Annotated in this window: 14 protein-coding genes; 8 read left to right on the top strand and 6 right to left on the bottom strand. The window is 60.2% G+C overall.

All coding sequences use genetic code 11. The features are described 5' to 3' along the window. The first annotated feature begins 20 nt into the window (after nt 1-20). Nucleotides 21-767, top strand: coding sequence for an aspartate/glutamate racemase family protein (locus tag ACTQV3_RS08705; protein WP_229770678.1), 747 nt, complete (start codon nt 21-23; stop codon nt 765-767). A 123-nt stretch (nt 768-890) separates the two neighbouring features. On the opposite strand, the gene ACTQV3_RS08700 is transcribed toward ACTQV3_RS08705, so the two are convergent. The 5 genes from ACTQV3_RS08700 to ACTQV3_RS08680 all read right to left on the bottom strand — a co-directional run bounded on the left by ACTQV3_RS08700 (nt 891) and on the right by ACTQV3_RS08680 (nt 7851). Next, nucleotides 891-1637, bottom strand: coding sequence for an energy-coupling factor transporter transmembrane component T family protein (locus tag ACTQV3_RS08700; protein WP_427718466.1), 747 nt, complete (start codon nt 1635-1637; stop codon nt 891-893). Next, a complete protein-coding gene (locus tag ACTQV3_RS08695; RefSeq protein WP_441054413.1) occupies nt 1630-3381 on the bottom strand; it encodes an ABC transporter ATP-binding protein in 1752 nt (583 codons plus the stop codon). The genes ACTQV3_RS08700 and ACTQV3_RS08695 overlap by 8 nt, the downstream gene beginning before the upstream one ends. A 212-nt stretch (nt 3382-3593) precedes the next feature. After that, nucleotides 3594-4169 (bottom strand): hypothetical protein, encoded by a 576-nt coding sequence (locus ACTQV3_RS08690; protein WP_441054411.1) that lies wholly within the window; start codon nt 4167-4169, stop codon nt 3594-3596. Nucleotides 4170-4582: 413 nt separating this feature from the next. Further along, the gene (locus ACTQV3_RS08685) at nt 4583-6526 is read right to left on the bottom strand and encodes a C69 family dipeptidase (RefSeq protein WP_441536201.1); all 1944 of its coding nucleotides are present in this window, start codon (nt 6524-6526) and stop codon (nt 4583-4585) included. A 407-nt stretch (nt 6527-6933) separates the two neighbouring features. Continuing rightward, complete coding sequence (locus ACTQV3_RS08680; RefSeq protein ID WP_441048604.1) at nt 6934-7851, bottom strand: diacylglycerol/lipid kinase family protein; 918 nt, start codon at nt 7849-7851, stop codon at nt 6934-6936. 98 nt (nt 7852-7949) lie between these two features. On the opposite strand from ACTQV3_RS08680, the gene rnd reads away from it, so the two are divergent. From rnd to ACTQV3_RS08645, 7 genes are all read left to right on the top strand, one after another. Continuing rightward, nucleotides 7950-9083 carry a ribonuclease D gene (rnd, locus tag ACTQV3_RS08675; RefSeq protein ID WP_138375271.1) on the top strand — a complete coding sequence of 378 codons (1134 nt, stop codon included), beginning with the start codon at nt 7950-7952 and terminating at the stop codon, nt 9081-9083. A gap of 238 nt (nt 9084-9321) precedes the next feature. Further along, a complete protein-coding gene (locus ACTQV3_RS08670; RefSeq protein WP_154517280.1) occupies nt 9322-10026 on the top strand; it encodes a zinc metallopeptidase in 705 nt (234 codons plus the stop codon). Nucleotides 10027-10141: 115 nt separating this feature from the next. Then, nucleotides 10142-11602, top strand: a complete 1461-nt coding sequence (gene xseA / locus ACTQV3_RS08665; protein ID WP_441536199.1) for an exodeoxyribonuclease VII large subunit — start codon at nt 10142-10144, stop codon at nt 11600-11602. A 42-nt stretch (nt 11603-11644) separates the two neighbouring features. Continuing rightward, the gene (xseB, locus tag ACTQV3_RS08660) at nt 11645-11911 is read left to right on the top strand and encodes an exodeoxyribonuclease VII small subunit (RefSeq protein WP_006234311.1); all 267 of its coding nucleotides are present in this window, start codon (nt 11645-11647) and stop codon (nt 11909-11911) included. Nucleotides 11912-12066: 155 nt separating this feature from the next. Then, the gene (locus ACTQV3_RS08655) at nt 12067-12402 is read left to right on the top strand and encodes a histidine triad nucleotide-binding protein (protein ID WP_035137921.1); all 336 of its coding nucleotides are present in this window, start codon (nt 12067-12069) and stop codon (nt 12400-12402) included. 147 nt (nt 12403-12549) lie between these two features. Continuing rightward, nucleotides 12550-13728: an acetate/propionate family kinase gene (locus ACTQV3_RS08650; RefSeq protein ID WP_006234305.1), complete on the top strand. Its 1179-nt coding sequence runs from the start codon at nt 12550-12552 to the stop codon at nt 13726-13728. Nucleotides 13729-13891: 163 nt separating this feature from the next. Continuing rightward, on the top strand, nt 13892-15070 hold the full coding sequence (locus ACTQV3_RS08645) for an acetate/propionate family kinase (RefSeq protein ID WP_441536195.1): 1179 nt from the start codon (nt 13892-13894) through the stop codon (nt 15068-15070). A gap of 400 nt (nt 15071-15470) precedes the next feature. Here the strand turns inward: ACTQV3_RS08645 and ACTQV3_RS08640 are convergent. Then, on the bottom strand, nt 15471-15912 hold a 442-nt coding region (locus tag ACTQV3_RS08640), incomplete at its 5' end, for a transposase (protein ID WP_441536193.1).

Raw genomic sequence — 15912 nt, 5'->3', positions numbered from 1 at the left:
GCGTCACCAAGGAGGCGGCGATGGAAAAGCTGGGAGTTATCGGCGGTATGGGCGCCGAGGCCACGTCGTATTACTACGACCAGGTGGTGCGTCACACGGCGGCCGCCCGCGATCAGGAACATATCGACATGGTGGTGCTCTCTAAGTCGACCATGCCCGACCGCACGCTGGCCATTAAGACCGGCGACCATACCGAGCTGCTGGCGACCATGAAGGAATGTGCGCAGGCGCTCGAGACGCTGGGCTGCGCGCACATTGCCATTCCCTGCAACACGTCACACTACTTCTACGATCAGATTCAGTCGTTTACCTCGGTCCCCATCATCCATATGCCGCGCGAGTCGGTGCGCTATGCGCTTGCCGGCGTGGTGATGGGGGAGTGTGAGTTCGACCCCAACTTGAGCATGCCGGCCGAGCCGGTGCGCAAGATCGGCATCATGGGTACCGATGGCACCGTGGGTGCCGGCGTCTACGGTCGCGAGTGCGAGGCGGCGGGCGTCGAAGTCGTTTATCCCAGCGAGAAGCGCCAGGCCGATGTGATGTCGCTTATTTACGATGATGTGAAGGCGGGACGCGAGCCCGATATGGATAAGTTTGATCGTGTGATGTGGGAGTTTGCCCGCAGCGGCTGCGACCGCGTCATTCTGGCCTGCACGGAGCTTTCGGTGCTGCAAAAGTATCGCGAGATGCCCGAGATCACCCTCGACGCCATGGACGTTTTGGTACGCGAGTCCATCATCCGCAGCGGTGCCCCCTACCGCCTGTAGCCCTCGACCTGCCAAAAAGGGACAGGTTTATTTTGGTAGGTTTTATCTGGGAAAACAGTAAAGGCCTCGGCTCGTTTGTGCGAGCCGGGGCCTTTTGCATTTTGCGGTTGCTGCCAGCGATTGCTAGAACAGGAAGCCGATGGCGATAAGGGCGATGCTGACGATAAGTACGGCAATGTCCAAGCCTTTGATGGGGTAGCGCTTGTACGAGCTCGCACGCGTGCGCAGGTAGAAGCCGCGCTGCTCGGCGGCAAGCGCGGTGGCATCGGTCTTGCCCACGCTCGAGATCAATAGCGGCACGCACAACGGCAGCATGAGCTTGAGCTTCTTGATGGGATTCTTGGTGTCGTATTCGACGCCGCGTGCAGTCTGCGCCTCCATGATGGCATTCATCTCTTGGCCAAACACCGGCACAAAGCGCAGCGCCGTGGTAAAGGTAAAGGCGTAGCGATACGGCACGTGCAGCACCTCCACGCAGGCATTGGCAAGGTCGTTGAGCTTGGTCACCATGAGCATCAGGATGAGTGGCAGCGCTACGCCCAACAGGCGCAGACAGGCCTTCGAGCCGGTGATGAGGCCTTCGTCGGTGACGAAGCCCCACACCACGTTGCCATCGCGCATGAAGGCCAGCTGCAGCGCTAACATGATGAGTGCGAGCGGAATCAGCAGCTTGAGCAGCGAGAACAGGCGGTCGACGACGCCGGCGTAGGCTCCCAGCGCGAGCGTGAGCGCCAGAAACCCCAACAGCGCCACGTAGGTGTCGGACAAAAAGATGCCGATGATGATGGCGGCGGCGAGGCCCAGTTTGATGACGGGATTCAGACGATGCAGCAGCGTGTCGCCCGGCATATAGTCGATGACATTAACCACGGCGGACCATCTCCTCGGTAATGCGAACGATATCGGTGACCTCGCTCACCTGTGCAAAGGCGGGCGAGACGGAAGATGCCAGACGGCGTGAGAGTTCAATAACCTGGGGCGGTTCAACATAGGCACGCTGCATGAGCTCGATGTTCGAGAACAGCTCGTGCGTGCGGCCGCGATCGAGGATGCGACCGTCGGCCATCACCACGATGCGCTCGGCAAAGTCCGAGACAACTTCCATGTCGTGGCAGACTATGATAACGGCGCAGCCGCGCTCGGCCATGGTGCGCACCGTTTCCATCACGGTCATGCACTCGCGGTAGTCCAGGCCACTCGTGGGCTCGTCGAGAACCACGATCTTGGGCTCTACGACCACGACGGAGGCGAGCGCCACCATCTGGCGTTGACCGCGCGAGAGCGAGAAGGGCGCATCGTAGGGCGGCAAGCCAAAGCGGTCGATGACGAGCTGGGCGCGACGCAGCGCCTCGGCGCGGTCGATGCCGGCAAGCTCTAGACCAAAGGCGACCTCGTCGAGCACGGTGTCCTTGCAAATCTGGCGGTCGGGGTTTTGGAAAAGGGTTGCGACTTCGCGGGCGATGCGGCTCGTGGGAACGGCTGCGGTATCCAGTCCCGTGACGCGCACGCTGCCCGAGGTGGGCTTAAGCAGGCCTGTGAGCAGCTTGGTGAGCGTGGTCTTGCCGGCTCCGTTTTGGCCGACAATGCCCACGAGCTCGCCGGGATAGAGCGTCAGGTTGAGGTCGTGGACGGCGGCGCCACCATGGGGGTAGGAAAACTCAACGTGGTCAAACGTGAGCACCGGCTCGGCGTCTTTCGCATGCGGGCGCAGCGATGGTGCGTGCGGGGAGCCTGTGGGCGCCTGGGCGTCGCTTGTCGCGCGGTCGGGGTCGACGATGCCCGCGATCAGGCGTTCGGCCTCGTCGACATCCAGGCAGGGGGTGCCGCTTGCCAAGCCATCGGCCTCGAGGCTGTTGAAAATGCGCGTGACGCGCGGGCAATCGACACCGATGGCGCGGAGCTCGTCGGTGTGCTCAAAGACCTCATGTGGCTCGCCTTGCAGCGCGATCTGGCCGTGATTGAGCACGAGCACGCGGTTGCAATACTCCGAAAGCAGGGCGACCTTTTGCTCAACGACGACGATGGTGATGCCGAGGTTACGGTTTGCCTCGCGCAGCGTTTCGAAAACCAGTGTGGAGCTGACGGGATCGAGTGCCGCGGTTGGCTCATCGAGCACCAGCACGCGCGGGCGCATGGCGAGGATGGCAGCGATGGCCACCTTTTGCTTTTGGCCGCCCGAGAGGGTGGCTATCTCGCGGTCGCGCAGGTCGCTAATGCCGACGGCCTTAAGCGTCTCGCTCACGCGCTGCTCGATCTGGTCATGCGGAACGCCAAAGTTCTCCAGGCCAAAAAGCATCTCGTCCTCAACGACCGAGGCGACCATCTGCGTGTCGATGTCTTGCAGCACGCTGCCGACGATCTGCGATATGTCGGTGAGCGAGACCTCGCAGGTGTCGTGCCCGTCAACGAACACGGAGCCAAAGAAGGTTCCGCTGTAGTGGTGGGGCACGGCGCCCGACAGGCAGGCGGTAAGTGTTGATTTGCCGGCACCCGAAGGCCCGATGATGCCGATGAAATCTCCCTTGTTCACGCTGAGCGAAACGTGGCTAAGCGCCTGCTCGGCCTGCGTGCCATAGGCGAACGAGACATCGTCGACGTTGATGATCGTTTCCATGGATACCTTTCATAGTCATTGGGGATGTTCTTACATGACTAGTCGTTTAAGGACGTCCCCAATAGCTCGTTGTTTGGGACAGTCTTTGCTGGTGAAGCACGTAGACGGCTTTACGAGGTGCCCCAGGTTGGCGCGAAAGAGGAGCGAAGCGTACTTGGGTACGCGAGCGACGAATGAACGCCAATATGGGGTGGCTCGTAAAGCCGAGCGGGTTAGTTAAGCCTAAGGGCCTTCTGGATGGGCAGATAGAGCGCGCCGACCAGAATGGCGTTGAACACAGCGGTCATGGCGACGACGGGCAGCATAGCTGCGGCGAGTTCGCCCACTACGCCGAGCATGGCCATCTTGATGACCATGAAGATGACGCCCGAGACAAAGGTGGTCACGAACGTAGCGACGATGGCGACGGCAGGCTTAACTTGGCCATCCTTGGCGGCAGTGTTGACAATGACGGCCATAAGCATGGCGGCGATGCCCTCGGCGGCAAAATCGACAAACGGCGAGGTAGTGGTGATCTGGATTACGGCCGCCGAGATGAGACCGATGACGAGTGCCTGACCAATGTTGGGACGAACGACCAGGATGGTGAGGCAGAAGGCCGAGATGATGAACTCGGGGCTAATCATGCCGCCGGAGATACCCGAGATTGCCTTGCCGACGGTAAAGTTGAGGATGAAGCCGGCGGCAAGCAGGATGGCGAGCAGGACGAGGGCGCGGATATCGAGTTTGCCGCGGTCGGCGGTCTGGACGGTGCGGGGCTGGGCGCCGGCGGTGGTGTTCTGAGACATGGTGAAGGTCCTTTCAGAAAGGGGAGTGTAAGAGAAAAGCGGAGGCGCGTGATGCGAATGCGATCGGGCTCGAGATAGAAAAAGGCCCCCGGTCGAAACCGGAGGCCTTCCAATCACCTAGAGCGCAAAAACAGGCATGAGGGACTCACCGTCGACCGATCGTATTCGCATCACGCCACCACCAGTTGTTGAGAGACGTCATCGTGTTCTTCATGTTGGTGGCTCCTTTCGTGATGCCATGGCGCGGTCGCACCCAGTTGCTGTTGCGCTGCACTATAGCACAGCGAAGTGTGTGCGGGGAAATCTTTTTTGAAAAGAATTTCGGCGACGTTTCCTCCTATTAAGAAGAGCGGGCGGGGCAGCTTGTGCTGTCCCGCCCGCGCCCTGGGAAGTGTTACTTCCTGCGAGGAGTGTTACTCCTTGTTGCGGCGATAGAGGGCATAGCCGCCAGCGGAGATGACGACGACGCCAGCAGCGGCGAACGCGGCAACCACGCGGCCGTCAAAACGGTCACCGGTGGTGGGCAGGTTGCCCTTGGTGTTCTTCTTGTTGGTGGTCACCGTGGTAGAGGTGCTCGGCTTGGTCGGCTTCTCGGGGGTAGTAGGCTGCTCGGGGGTAGTAGGCTGCTCGGGGGTAGTAGGCTGCTCGGGGGTAGTAGGCTGCTCGGGGGTAGTAGGCTGCTCGGGGGTGCCGGGCTGCTCGGGCTTCTCGGGGGCCTCGGTGGCGAGGGCATCCTTGGCGTAGGTGATGGACACCTTGAGGCCGTTGGTCTCGGTGTTCAGGTCGCTCGGGGTGAAGGGCTGGTCGAAGTTCTCAGCCTTCAGATAGGCGCGCATCTCCTGGAGCAAGGCCTTGCACTTGACGTAGGTGTTCTCGGTGGCAGCATTGCCGGCCTTGTTTGCCAGGGCGGTACGGGCCTCGGTGCCCTCGGTGGCCTGCATGACCTCGTCGACTTCCAAGTTCTGCTCGACGAGCTCGTTCTGGAGGGCGTCGAGGTAGGTGCGGACGTTGACGCCGAGCAGCTCGGGATGCTCGAAGCAGAGGGAGCTGATGTCCATGAGGACGTAGTTGATGGAGTTCTCGGGCTCCTCGTTGTTCACGATGTCCGTCTCTCCGCAGTGATCGAAGGAGACAGTCTGATCGCTGAAGTACGGGCTGACCTCAGTCATCAGAGCGGAATACAACGGGATGGCGACGGAGTACGCGGCACGAGAAAGCATCTCCCACTGGATGGTTGCGACTTCGGGATCAAGGCCGCGACGAATCTGGAAGAGGTGGACCTCGGTGTTGCGCTCGGTGCCGATGGCGTAGGCGCCGTCAGTGTTGGCGTTAAGGCCAGGGACGTTCTCGCCGCGGTTGCCAAAGGCGCGAATCAGCTCAAAGGTACTCCAGCCAGACTTGTCAGGCTTGAAGAACAAGGGCTGGATCTCGCTGACGGCTGCGCCGACGCTGCCGTCGTTGACGATGGTGTAATCGGCGTCCTTAGTAAGCGGGTTCTTGAAGTAATCTCGACCCTGGATATAGCGGGTCCACTGATGCCTGCCAGTCTTATCGAGCCTCTCGCCATACGTTTGGGCGACATCGAATTTGCCGTCAGCGGAGTATTTGGCGATACCCTTTTCTTCGGGCATGGACTGGATTTTCTCAGAGTGGAGGCAATTTTCGGTGTCATCGAGGTCGACGTCGTAGTTAAGGTTGCCGATGTTGGGGTTGACCGAGGCGACGTCGTCAGCGAGCTTCATGGCAATCCACTGATGGCCGGAAAGCGCGGCGAACAGCCAGGTCTCATTGTTGTCGGCGATGACAATCTGGTCGTTGGAGCAGACGCCCTGCTCGTCGATCAGGCTTCCGATAAGCTTGACGCCCTCACGGGCCGTAGCGCTTTCGCCCAAGATAACGCTGGCGTAGCTGTACTCACCCAAGCCATCCGTAAGGGGGTCCACAGCTTTGACATCTGCATTCATGCTGGTGCTTAGCGTGGCGGAACAGGAGACGCCCTTCTCGTTGATGCCTGCCTCGGAGTAGGCGTCCCAACGCTCGTCCCACTGCGAGGGGTGATCGCGCACATAACTGTAGCGATACGTGGTTTTGTTCGAGGTGTATACGAATCCGGACTCATCGGAGCTGTAGGTGAAGCCGGGGGCGTGCGAATCCTCGATGCCAAAGTGCTTGAGGTAACGTTCGCCATAGTCCTCGGCGCGGCCATAATACGTATTGCCGTCGGCCGTAAGGTTCTTGCCCATGTAGATCTGGGTGCAGGCGAGCGCAGAGGTCGGCATGGACATGATAGTTGCAGCTCCAAAGGCGAGGCCTATGCCAAGCTTTTTGAGCGCGTTGACGGGGTGAGTTTTCCTCATAATCCCTCCCAGCGTGCGAAAGCCCTCTGTCGCCAGAGGGCTTCAGCCAATAAAGATACCCCATTAGCATAACGAGCTGGAAACAATATTCATCTATGAAAGGTACTTATTCGATAAGCGTAATGAAATATGCGATGAGCGGTTAATTATACTCAGTTTGTAGCTTTACTTTAATAAAGACGCCCTGCAATTACTGTAGCTCAATAAAGCGTCTGGAAATAACGAAATGAAAATCCCCCGCTGTTTGACAAATGCATAAACAGCGGGGGAGATGATAACCGGATGAATATCATACCAATGTGGAATTACTTCTTCCGGCGGTGGATTACGTTAATCGCGTAGCCCACGAGCATGGCCAGAACGATGACGATAAAGCCAAGGATAGGGTTGTCGTTCACGGGGTTCTCCTATTTTCCGAGTGGTGAGAATTCGTCGACGATGAGGTCGAGGCATTGCGGAAGCGCGCGGGCGCCAAAGACACCGGAGTTGCTGGAGATGATCTCGCCATCGAACTGCATGCCCAGCGACGGCGTGCAGGTAATCTTGGCTTCCTTGGTCTGGATAATCTTAAACTGCGGGCGGCCGAGCACCTTGCCGGCGGGGTCGAGCGCGGCGGTGATCACCGTGGGGAGCAGCTGCACCGTGCGCACGGGTTCAATAACGACGATGTCGACCATGCCGTCGTTCATGCGGCAGCTGGGGAACAGGTTGATGTCGTTTTGGATGACTGAGGTATTGCCCGCCATGCAGCAGATGCCGTCGAGCTCCTCGACCATGCCGTCGTGTTCAATGGTAAAGTGCGCCACCGTGGGGTTGGGCGTGGCGAGCGCGGAGAGGAAGTAGGCGATCTCGCCAATGTCGTTTTTGGTGGGAGCGGCCTTCATCATGATCTCGGCGTCGAAGCCCGAGCCGGCGATGATGATAAAGCCGTGGCGCTTCTCGTTACCGTTCTCGTCGATCCAAAAGAGCTCACCCATGTCCACCTTGACCGTGCGGCCGGCGCGGCAAGCCTTGGCAAGCGCCGCCGCCTCGGGGGCATTACCGATGTTGTTAAAGAACAGGCAGGCTGTGCCGGAGGGGAAGATGAGCGTAGGGACACCGCACCCGCGCATCTGGTCGAGCACGTTGGAGACGGTGCCGTCGCCGCCCGAAACGACTACGCGGTCGAACTCACGAACGTCCGCTACCGCGTCCTCGGGCTCCATGCCATCGCCGATAAAGCGCATTACGACCTCGTCGCCGCCCTGTGCAAGAGCGTGCGTGAACGCGTAGATTTCATCGGAGCTGGGACCCGATGCCGGGTTGTGGATGATAAGGCAGCGCATACTTACGTTCCCGTTCTGTGACTAACCGAGTATAGTTGTAGGGCAATGCCGATATCCTACCCGTGTTTTTCGGGCCTAACCTTATTCGATGGGTTGATATGTACATTTCCACACATCAGGCTCTACTCGACTTTTGTCAGCGCGCTCGTGAGTTCGACGCGATTGCCGTCGATACCGAGTTTTTGCGCGAGCGCACGTTTCATCCGCGCCTGTGCCTGGTTCAGATTGCCACCCCTGCCGAGAGCGTCGCGGTCGATCCTTTGGTGATCGACGACTTATCGCCGCTGGCCGAGCTTATGGCCGACGAGGGCGTGGTCAAGGTCTTCCACGCCTGCTCGCAGGATATGGAGGTCATGCTCCACACCGTGGGTGCGCTGCCGCGACCGATTTTTGACACACAGGTCGCCGCCGCCTTTTTGGGCGAGCGCCAGCAGATTTCCTACGGCGCGCTCGTTCAGACGTTCTGCGGCGTATCGCTGCCCAAGACCGAGTCGCTGACCGATTGGTCGCGCCGCCCGCTGAGCGATAAGCAGATTGAGTACGCGATCGATGACGTCAAGTATCTGATCGTCGCCTATACCGAGATGATGAGCCGTTTGCGCGAGCTGGGCCGCGTGGACTGGGTGCTCGACGAGTTGCGCCCGCTGGCAGACGAGTCGCACTACCGCGCCGACCGGCATGAGGCATTCCGCAAGGTCAAGCGCATCAACTCGTGTAGCCGCCATCAGCTGGGCATTGCGCGCGAGCTTGCCGCCTGGCGCGAGGACCGCGCCGAGCGCCGCAACATCCCGCGCAAGTGGGTCATGTCCGACGATACGCTGCTGGCGCTCGTCAAGCGCAATCCCGTGCGCGTTGAGGAGTTCCGCAGCATCCGCGGCACCGATCAACTGGGGGAGCGCGATGTGGACGGCGCGCTCATGGCCATCAAACGCGGCGCGAGCTGCCCGCACGATCGCCTGCCGCTCATGGTGCGCGGACATCGCCAGATCTCTCCGGAGCTGGAGAGCGTGACGGATCTCATGTACGCGCTCATTCGCCTGGTTGCCGAGCGTTCGGGCGTGGCGACCTCGGTCATTGCCTCGCGCGATGACCTGGCCGACTATATTGAGCATCCCGAGCAGAGCCCTTTGCGCGAAGGTTGGCGCTTTGAGCTTGTGGGCTCGCGCCTGGACGATCTACTTTCCGGCAATATGGGGCTCACCGTGAAAGACGGAAAGATTGAGTTGTTATAGGTATATAGTTACGCGGTTTCACCAAACCGCGTAACAGCTCGACGCTGCAAACGGCCGAGAGCGGCAATCTGACGTTCAATCGTCGCTCGCGTACCAAAGTACGCGTCGCTTCTCTTTCACGTCACCTTGCTCGCTCTCGGCCGTTTTCGCTGACATTGCCAAAACATCGATACTGTCTCGTTGGCTGGGCGAGTGGGTAGAATGCCTCCAACGTGTAACTCGATTCGGAGGAATTCGCATGCCCTATTACTATGGTTATGGCTTTGGCATCGACCCGCTGTACCTGCTGGTCGTCCTTGTTTGTACGGTGCTCGGTCTTGCCGCGCAGAGCTATATCAACTCGACGTATAAAACCTGGTCCAAGGTTCGCTCGGACGGCGACACGGGCGCTGCGGTCGCGCGCCGCATGCTCGACGCCAGCGGTTGCAATGCCGTGGGTATCAAGGGCGTCGCCGGTGAGCTCACCGACCATTACAACCCGCAGGATAACAACCTGTATCTCTCGGATGCCAACCGTTCGGGCGGATCGGTCGCAAGCGTTGCCGTCGCTTGCCACGAGGCGGGCCACGCCGCCCAGCGCCAAAGCGGCTATGCCATGATGAAGGTGCGCACTGCCCTGGTCCCGGTCGTCAACTTTACCCAGAACACCTGGACCATCGTGCTACTCATGGGCCTGTTCATGAACATTGCGGGACTCACGACCCTCGCGCTGATCTTCTTCTCGTTTAGTGTGTTGTTCCAGCTGGTTACGCTGCCGGTCGAGATTGATGCCAGCCGCCGCGCCGTGGCGTACATCGAGCGGTCGGGGATGAGCTCCAAGCAGGTCAACGGTGCCAAGAAGGTCCTGACGGCAGCCGCGCTTACCTATGTTGCCGCAGCGCTCACCTCGATCATTCAGCTGCTCTACCTGATGGCTCGCTACAACAGAAACTCCAACCGATAACAAATTGGCTTGACAGGCGCCGCGGGGATTTGTGTCCCCGCGGCGCTGTACTATGTGTTGGACTTGAATTTGCGCAGGGCTGGAGCCTTTGTGCACGATAACGAAAGGAGGCTGCGTGGCAGGCTGGAATCTAACCGGCAATGCTGTTTCCGCTGAGTTTGACGGCTCGGACGATCAGGAGCGCAAGGAACTCAGCGTGAGCCAGGCGGTGGAGATCGCCGCCGGTGCACTCGATGCTATTCCGCAGCTGAGTGTTTTGGGCGAGGTCACGGGTTTCCGTGGCCCCAATGCCCGAAGCGGCCACTGCTACTTCCAGATTAAGGACGATTCGGCCGCCGTTGACTGCATCATTTGGAAGGGTGCCTATCTCAAGCGCACGTTCGATCTGCGCGACGGCATGCAGGTGAGCTTTAAGGGTAGCTTCAATCTCTATAAGCCCACGGGCCGCATGAGTTTTGTCGCCCGCTCGTTTTCGCTGGCGGGGGAGGGTCTGCTGCGTCAACAAGTGGCGCAACTGGCCGAAAAGCTGAGCCGCGAGGGCCTGATGGACGAAGCGCGCAAGCGCCGCATCCCGGTGTTCTGCTCGCGCGTGGCGGTCGTCACCTCGCTTTCGGGTGCCGTAATCGATGACGTCAAGCGCACATTGCGTCGTCGCAACCCACTCGTCGAGCTCGTTTGCGTGGGTGCCAAGGTTCAAGGCGAGGGTGCGCCGGCAGAGCTCATTGAGGGTTTGCGTCGCGCCGCTTCCATTACGCCGGCGCCCGATTGCATTTTGCTGGTGCGCGGCGGCGGCTCCTTCGAGGACCTCATGACCTTCAATGACGAGGAGCTTGCCCGTGCGGTGGCAGCCTGTCCTGTGCCCGTGGTGACTGGCATTGGCCATGAGCCCGATACCTCGATTTGCGACATGGTGAGCGACCGTCGCGCCTCAACGCCCACGGCGGCGGCAGAATCGGTGGCGCCGGCTATGACGGAGTTGGCCGACGTGCTTGAGACGCGCCATCAGCGTCTGGGCGCCGCGATGGCATCGATGATCGGGTCGAATCAGGTTGATTTGGAGATGCTCGATCAGCGTGGTCGCCGCGCTTGGGACACCTATACGGCTCGTCTGGGCGACGCGCTCGATGCCGCCGCACGCCGCCCGTGCCTCAACGACCCCACATTTATGGTCGAGCGTCGCGAGTCTGAGCTTGCCCTGACGGCTGATCGCCTGTCCGGCGCCATAACGCGTTCGGTTGGGGCCTTCCGCTCCAACTTCGAGCGTCTGCCCGAGCGCTTGATCGCAAGTACCTCGGGGCTCGATGGCAAACGACATGCGCTCACGCTTGCGAGCTCCCGTCTGGAGCATCAGGGGCGCACGATGCTCAGCAAGCCCGCGTCCGACCTGGGCCGAGCTGCTGCGTCGCTCGATGCCCTGTCGCCGCTCAAGGTGCTTGCCCGCGGTTACTCCATCGCGTACAGCGAGGACAGTGTGGCTACGAGCGCCAAGACCTTTAAGCCGGGCGACGCTATCCGCGTGCGTATGGCGGACGGCAACGTGGCAGCAACGGTCGATACGGTCGATACGGTCGAGTAGACCGCCTTTCATAGCGATAAACCTTTAGGAAAGGAAACAGATATGGCAGAGAAGACCCCGGTCGAGCAGCTTACGTACAAGCAGGCCTCGCAGGAGCTGGAACTCATCATCCGCAGCCTGGAGTCGGGCGACATGGAGCTCGAGGAGTCGCTCGAGAGCTATACCCGCGGCGTCGAGCTCCTCAAGAGCCTACGCACCCGCCTGTCCGATGCCGAGCAGAAGGTCTCGGTGCTCCTTAAGGACGTCGACGGCAACGACGTGCTCGCCGACGGCGAAGCCGCCAACACCGACGACAACCTTTCGTTCTAACCACCTCGCAGCCTACTTTGGGGTAGTCTTTTTGGGACGGGGCTTTTTTGACTACCCTTGCGCGACGGCTCGCCAGGTGCCTGCGCTTGCGAAAAAGTAGTCAAAAAAGCCCCGTCCCAAAAAGACTACCTTGGTCTGTGAGAAAGGAACCAACCATGTGTGATTGCATCTTCTGCAAAATTGCCAACCACGAGATCCCCTCAACCGTTGTCTATGAGGACGATCAGGTCATCGCGTTCGACGACCTCAACCCCCAGGCGCCGGTCCACACGCTCGTAATCCCCAAGAAGCACTACAGCGACATCGCCGACAACGTACCGGCCGAGACCATGGGCGCCATGGCCCACGCCATTCAGGAGGTCGCCAAGGCCAAGGGCCTGGAGGACGGCTTCCGCGTCATCTCCAACAAGGGCGTCAATGCCGGCCAGACCGTCATGCACTTCCACATGCACGTCCTCGGCGGCAAAAACCTGGGCGAGAACCTCATCTGAGGGCGCTTCTTCCGTGGGATGAGGCGAAAGCTTGGGCATCGATAACTTATATATCAACGCAATAAACCCGAGCGCGAGGGCGTTTGGGTTTATTATTGAAGCGTATGTAACCTGGCGGCGCCACACCGCCTGTTAGTAGGGAGACACATGAACGTTCTGGTCGTCAACGCAGGATCTTCGACCCTTAAGTATCAGGTCATCGATACCAAATCCCACAAGGTGTCCGCAAAGGGCTCCTGTGAGCGCGTCTGCTTTACCGGCGGTACCTTCACCCACGCTGCCAACGGCTCCAAGAAGGTGACCGAGAACATCGAGTTCCCCGACCACAAGGTCGCCATCGAGGTCGTCCTGAAGGACCTCGAGGCTAACGGCGTCAAGATCGAGGGCATCGGCCACCGCATCGTTCAGGGCGGTTGGTACTTTGGCGATTCCTCCCTCGTCGACGAGGACGTCCTCGCCAAGATCCGCGAGGTCGCTCCGCTCGCCCCGCTGCACAACAACCCCGAGGCCAACGTTATCGAGTACTGCCTCGAGCAGTATCCCGACCTGCCCAACGTCACGGTCTATGACACCGCTTTCCACTTCAACATGCCTGAGGTCGCCAAGACCTACGCCCTGCCCAAGGATGTTTGCGACAAGCTGCACATCCGCAAGTATGGCGCCCACGGCACCAGCTACCGCTATATCTCCAAGAAGGTTGCCGAGATGACCAACGGCGAGGCTCGCAAGGTCGTCGTGTGCCACATCGGTTCCGGCGCTTCCCTGTGCGCTATCGAGGACGGTAAGTGCATGGACACCACCATGGGCTTGACGCCGCTCGACGGTGTCATGATGGGCACCCGCTGCGGCTCCATCGACCCGGCTACCGTGTGCTACCTGCAGCGCGAGGGTGGCTACACCTTCGACGAGGTCGACGAGATGATGAACAAGAAGTCCGGCCTTTTGGCTGTGACCGGCGGCAAGACCAACGACTGCCGCAACGTCGAGGAGCTCGCCGCTGCTGGTGACCCCGAGGCTCAGCTCGCCTTCGATATGTTCGTCTACAAGATTGCCGCCAAGGCTGCCGAGATGGCCACTTCCATGTGCGGCATGGACACCCTGGTCTTTACCGCCGGCATCGGCGAGCACGCTCCGGCCGTCCGCGCCGGCGTGGCCGATCGTCTGGCCTTTATGGGCGTTAAGATGGATCATGCCCGCAACGCCCTGCGTGGCGACGGCGCCTGGTGCCTGTCCGCCAAGGATTCCAAGGTCAAGATCTTCGTCATCCCCACGGACGAGGAGTTCATGATCGCTTCCGACGTCGAGCGCATCGTCAACGGCAAGTAATTGCAAGAGGGGAGGGGCTGGGCGACCGAGCGCCGTTCGGCCCCTCTTTTGCGCTCGTTGGGCGATATGCTGATAGCTATTTATCAAGATATGATAACTTCTTATTAACATGCGGCCGCCTTAAGGGGTCTGCGTCGACCGTATTGCACTGCAAAGGAGTCTCATGAACGTACTTGTTGTCAACGCCGGCAGCTCAAGCCTTAAATATCAGCTTTTGGATACCGATACCCGCAAGGTTTTCGCCAAGGGCAACTGCGAGCGTATCGGATCGGACATGGGCGTCTTTGGCCACTCCGAGAACGGTGGCGCCAAGCAGACCGAGGAGGTCCCTTTCCCCGATCATCGCTCTGCTATCGCTCGTGTGCTCGAGGAGCTTGAGAAGACCGACTTTACGATTGATGGCATTGGGCATCGTATCGTTCAGGGTGGCTGGCACTTCGATGATTCCGCAGTCGTTGACGACGAGGTCATGGCTAAGATCCTTGAGGTGGCCCCGCTCGCCCCGCTGCACAATTACGGCGAGGCCGCGGCAATCGAATATTGCCGTGAGAAGTATCCGGAGCTGCCCAACGTGGCCGTCTTCGATACCTCGTTCCACATGACCATGCCCGAGGTTGCCTACACCTACGCCCTGCCCAAGGACGTGTGCGACAAGTACCACGTGCGCAAGTACGGCGCACACGGTACGAGCCACCGCTACGAGTGGATGATGGCCAAGGAGATCCTGGGCTCGCGCTGCCACCGTCTGCTTTCGTGCCATCTGGGCAACGGCGCTTCGCTCGCCGCCATCGAGGACGGCGTGTGCCGCGACACCACGATGGGCCTCACGCCGCTCGATGGCCTGATGATGGGCACCCGTTGTGGTTCCATTGACCCGGCCACCGTGTGCTACCTCCAGCGCGAGGGCGGCTACAGCTATCAGGAAGTCGATGACATGATGAACAAGCAGTCTGGTCTGCTTGCCATCTCGGGTATCTCCAACGACGCCCGCGACATCCGCACGCGCGCCTCCGAGGGCGATGAGCGCTGCCTGCTCGCCTTCGACATGTTCGCCTACAAGGCCATGCAGCAGGCCGGTTCCATGATCGCATCCATGGCGGGTGTGGACACCATCACCTTTACCGCCGGCATCGGCGAGAACGACTGGTCGATCCGCAAGGCCTTCTGCGACTGCTTTGAGTGGCTGGGCGTGCGCATCGACAACAACAAGAACCGCGAGGCCGTGGGCAACGGCCCGCAGGTCATCAGCGCCGCCGGTTCCGCCGTCACCGTCATGGTCATCCCCACCGACGAGGAATACATGATCGCCCACGACGTCGAGCGTCTGACCAAGAACAACTAGCGCGCCGATTGCATGCAAACGAAAGGCCTCCTGAGCAACAGCTCGGGAGGCCTTTTTTACTAGCAGAAGGACAGCGGAAACTCCATCCCGTTTCGAGCACAAATTCTGGGACACGCTTTCCGGTTGAGGCACGTTGCGGAAGGTGCGACCCACAATAAAGCAAAATTCCGTCCCGCAGTTTCCCAAACAGCCCCCAAGTGGAAGCTACATCCCACAATCCGCCTCCAAACCGGGACACGCTTTCCGGTGGGCCAGACATCGAACCGCAGCCAACATTTCGCATCCAAAGTGATTGCCGCCATCAACGCCTGCACTTTCAGCAACGGCACCCATCCATTCAGATTGGTACCGTCAAGATTCTTTCGCAAATTGATTTAGCCGTCCTCGGCCCCGTCCTCTTCTAGCCCTCCGCCTTTCCCCTCAGCTCGTCCATCTCCTCCAGCTTCGACATGTCCAGGTACCTCCTCTTGCCCCACTCGTGCTCCACTATGTACTTCAGCCTCGCCGTCACCAGCATGAGGGCCGAATTGCCGTCCGGGAAGGTCCCGACGACCCTAGTCCTCCTCCTGATCTCGCGGTTGATGCGCTCGATCCCGTTGTTCGTCCTGATCCGGCGCCAGTGCTCAGGCGGGAATTCCGTGTAGGCAAGCGTCTCGGCGAACCCGTCGCGCACCGTCCTCGCGGCCGCCCCGAGCCGCATCGACTCCAGCTTCTCCGCCACCTCCTCGGCCTTTCTGGCGCATGCCTCGCGCGATTCCTGCGCGTGGATCGCCTTCAGCATGCGCGCCGCGGCCTTCCGCCTGGTCACGGGAACCCTTCCCAGCACGTTGCGGTAGAAATGC

The sequence above is a fragment of the Collinsella sp. LCP19S3_A7 genome (assembly GCF_052121995.1).
Classification (GTDB): Bacteria; Actinomycetota; Coriobacteriia; order Coriobacteriales; family Coriobacteriaceae; genus Collinsella.
This window is presented reverse-complemented; position numbering and strand designations above follow the sequence as displayed.

Excerpts from the sequence above, each read along its gene's own strand:
- ACTQV3_RS08705 (WP_229770678.1), top strand. The coding sequence starts at position 21 with ATGGAAAAGCTGGGAGTTATCGGCGGTATGGGCGCCGAGGCCACGTCG.
- ACTQV3_RS08695 (WP_441054413.1), bottom strand. The coding sequence starts at position 3,381 with ATGGAAACGATCATCAACGTCGACGATGTCTCGTTCGCCTATGGCACG.
- ACTQV3_RS08690 (WP_441054411.1), bottom strand. The coding sequence starts at position 4,169 with ATGTCTCAGAACACCACCGCCGGCGCCCAGCCCCGCACCGTCCAGACC.
- ACTQV3_RS08685 (WP_441536201.1), bottom strand. The coding sequence starts at position 6,526 with ATGAGGAAAACTCACCCCGTCAACGCGCTCAAAAAGCTTGGCATAGGC.
- ACTQV3_RS08680 (WP_441048604.1), bottom strand. The coding sequence starts at position 7,851 with ATGCGCTGCCTTATCATCCACAACCCGGCATCGGGTCCCAGCTCCGAT.
- rnd (WP_138375271.1), top strand. The coding sequence starts at position 7,950 with ATGTACATTTCCACACATCAGGCTCTACTCGACTTTTGTCAGCGCGCT.
- ACTQV3_RS08670 (WP_154517280.1), top strand. The coding sequence starts at position 9,322 with ATGCCCTATTACTATGGTTATGGCTTTGGCATCGACCCGCTGTACCTG.
- xseB (WP_006234311.1), top strand. The coding sequence starts at position 11,645 with ATGGCAGAGAAGACCCCGGTCGAGCAGCTTACGTACAAGCAGGCCTCG.
- ACTQV3_RS08655 (WP_035137921.1), top strand. The coding sequence starts at position 12,067 with ATGTGTGATTGCATCTTCTGCAAAATTGCCAACCACGAGATCCCCTCA.
- ACTQV3_RS08650 (WP_006234305.1), top strand. The coding sequence starts at position 12,550 with ATGAACGTTCTGGTCGTCAACGCAGGATCTTCGACCCTTAAGTATCAG.
- ACTQV3_RS08645 (WP_441536195.1), top strand. The coding sequence starts at position 13,892 with ATGAACGTACTTGTTGTCAACGCCGGCAGCTCAAGCCTTAAATATCAG.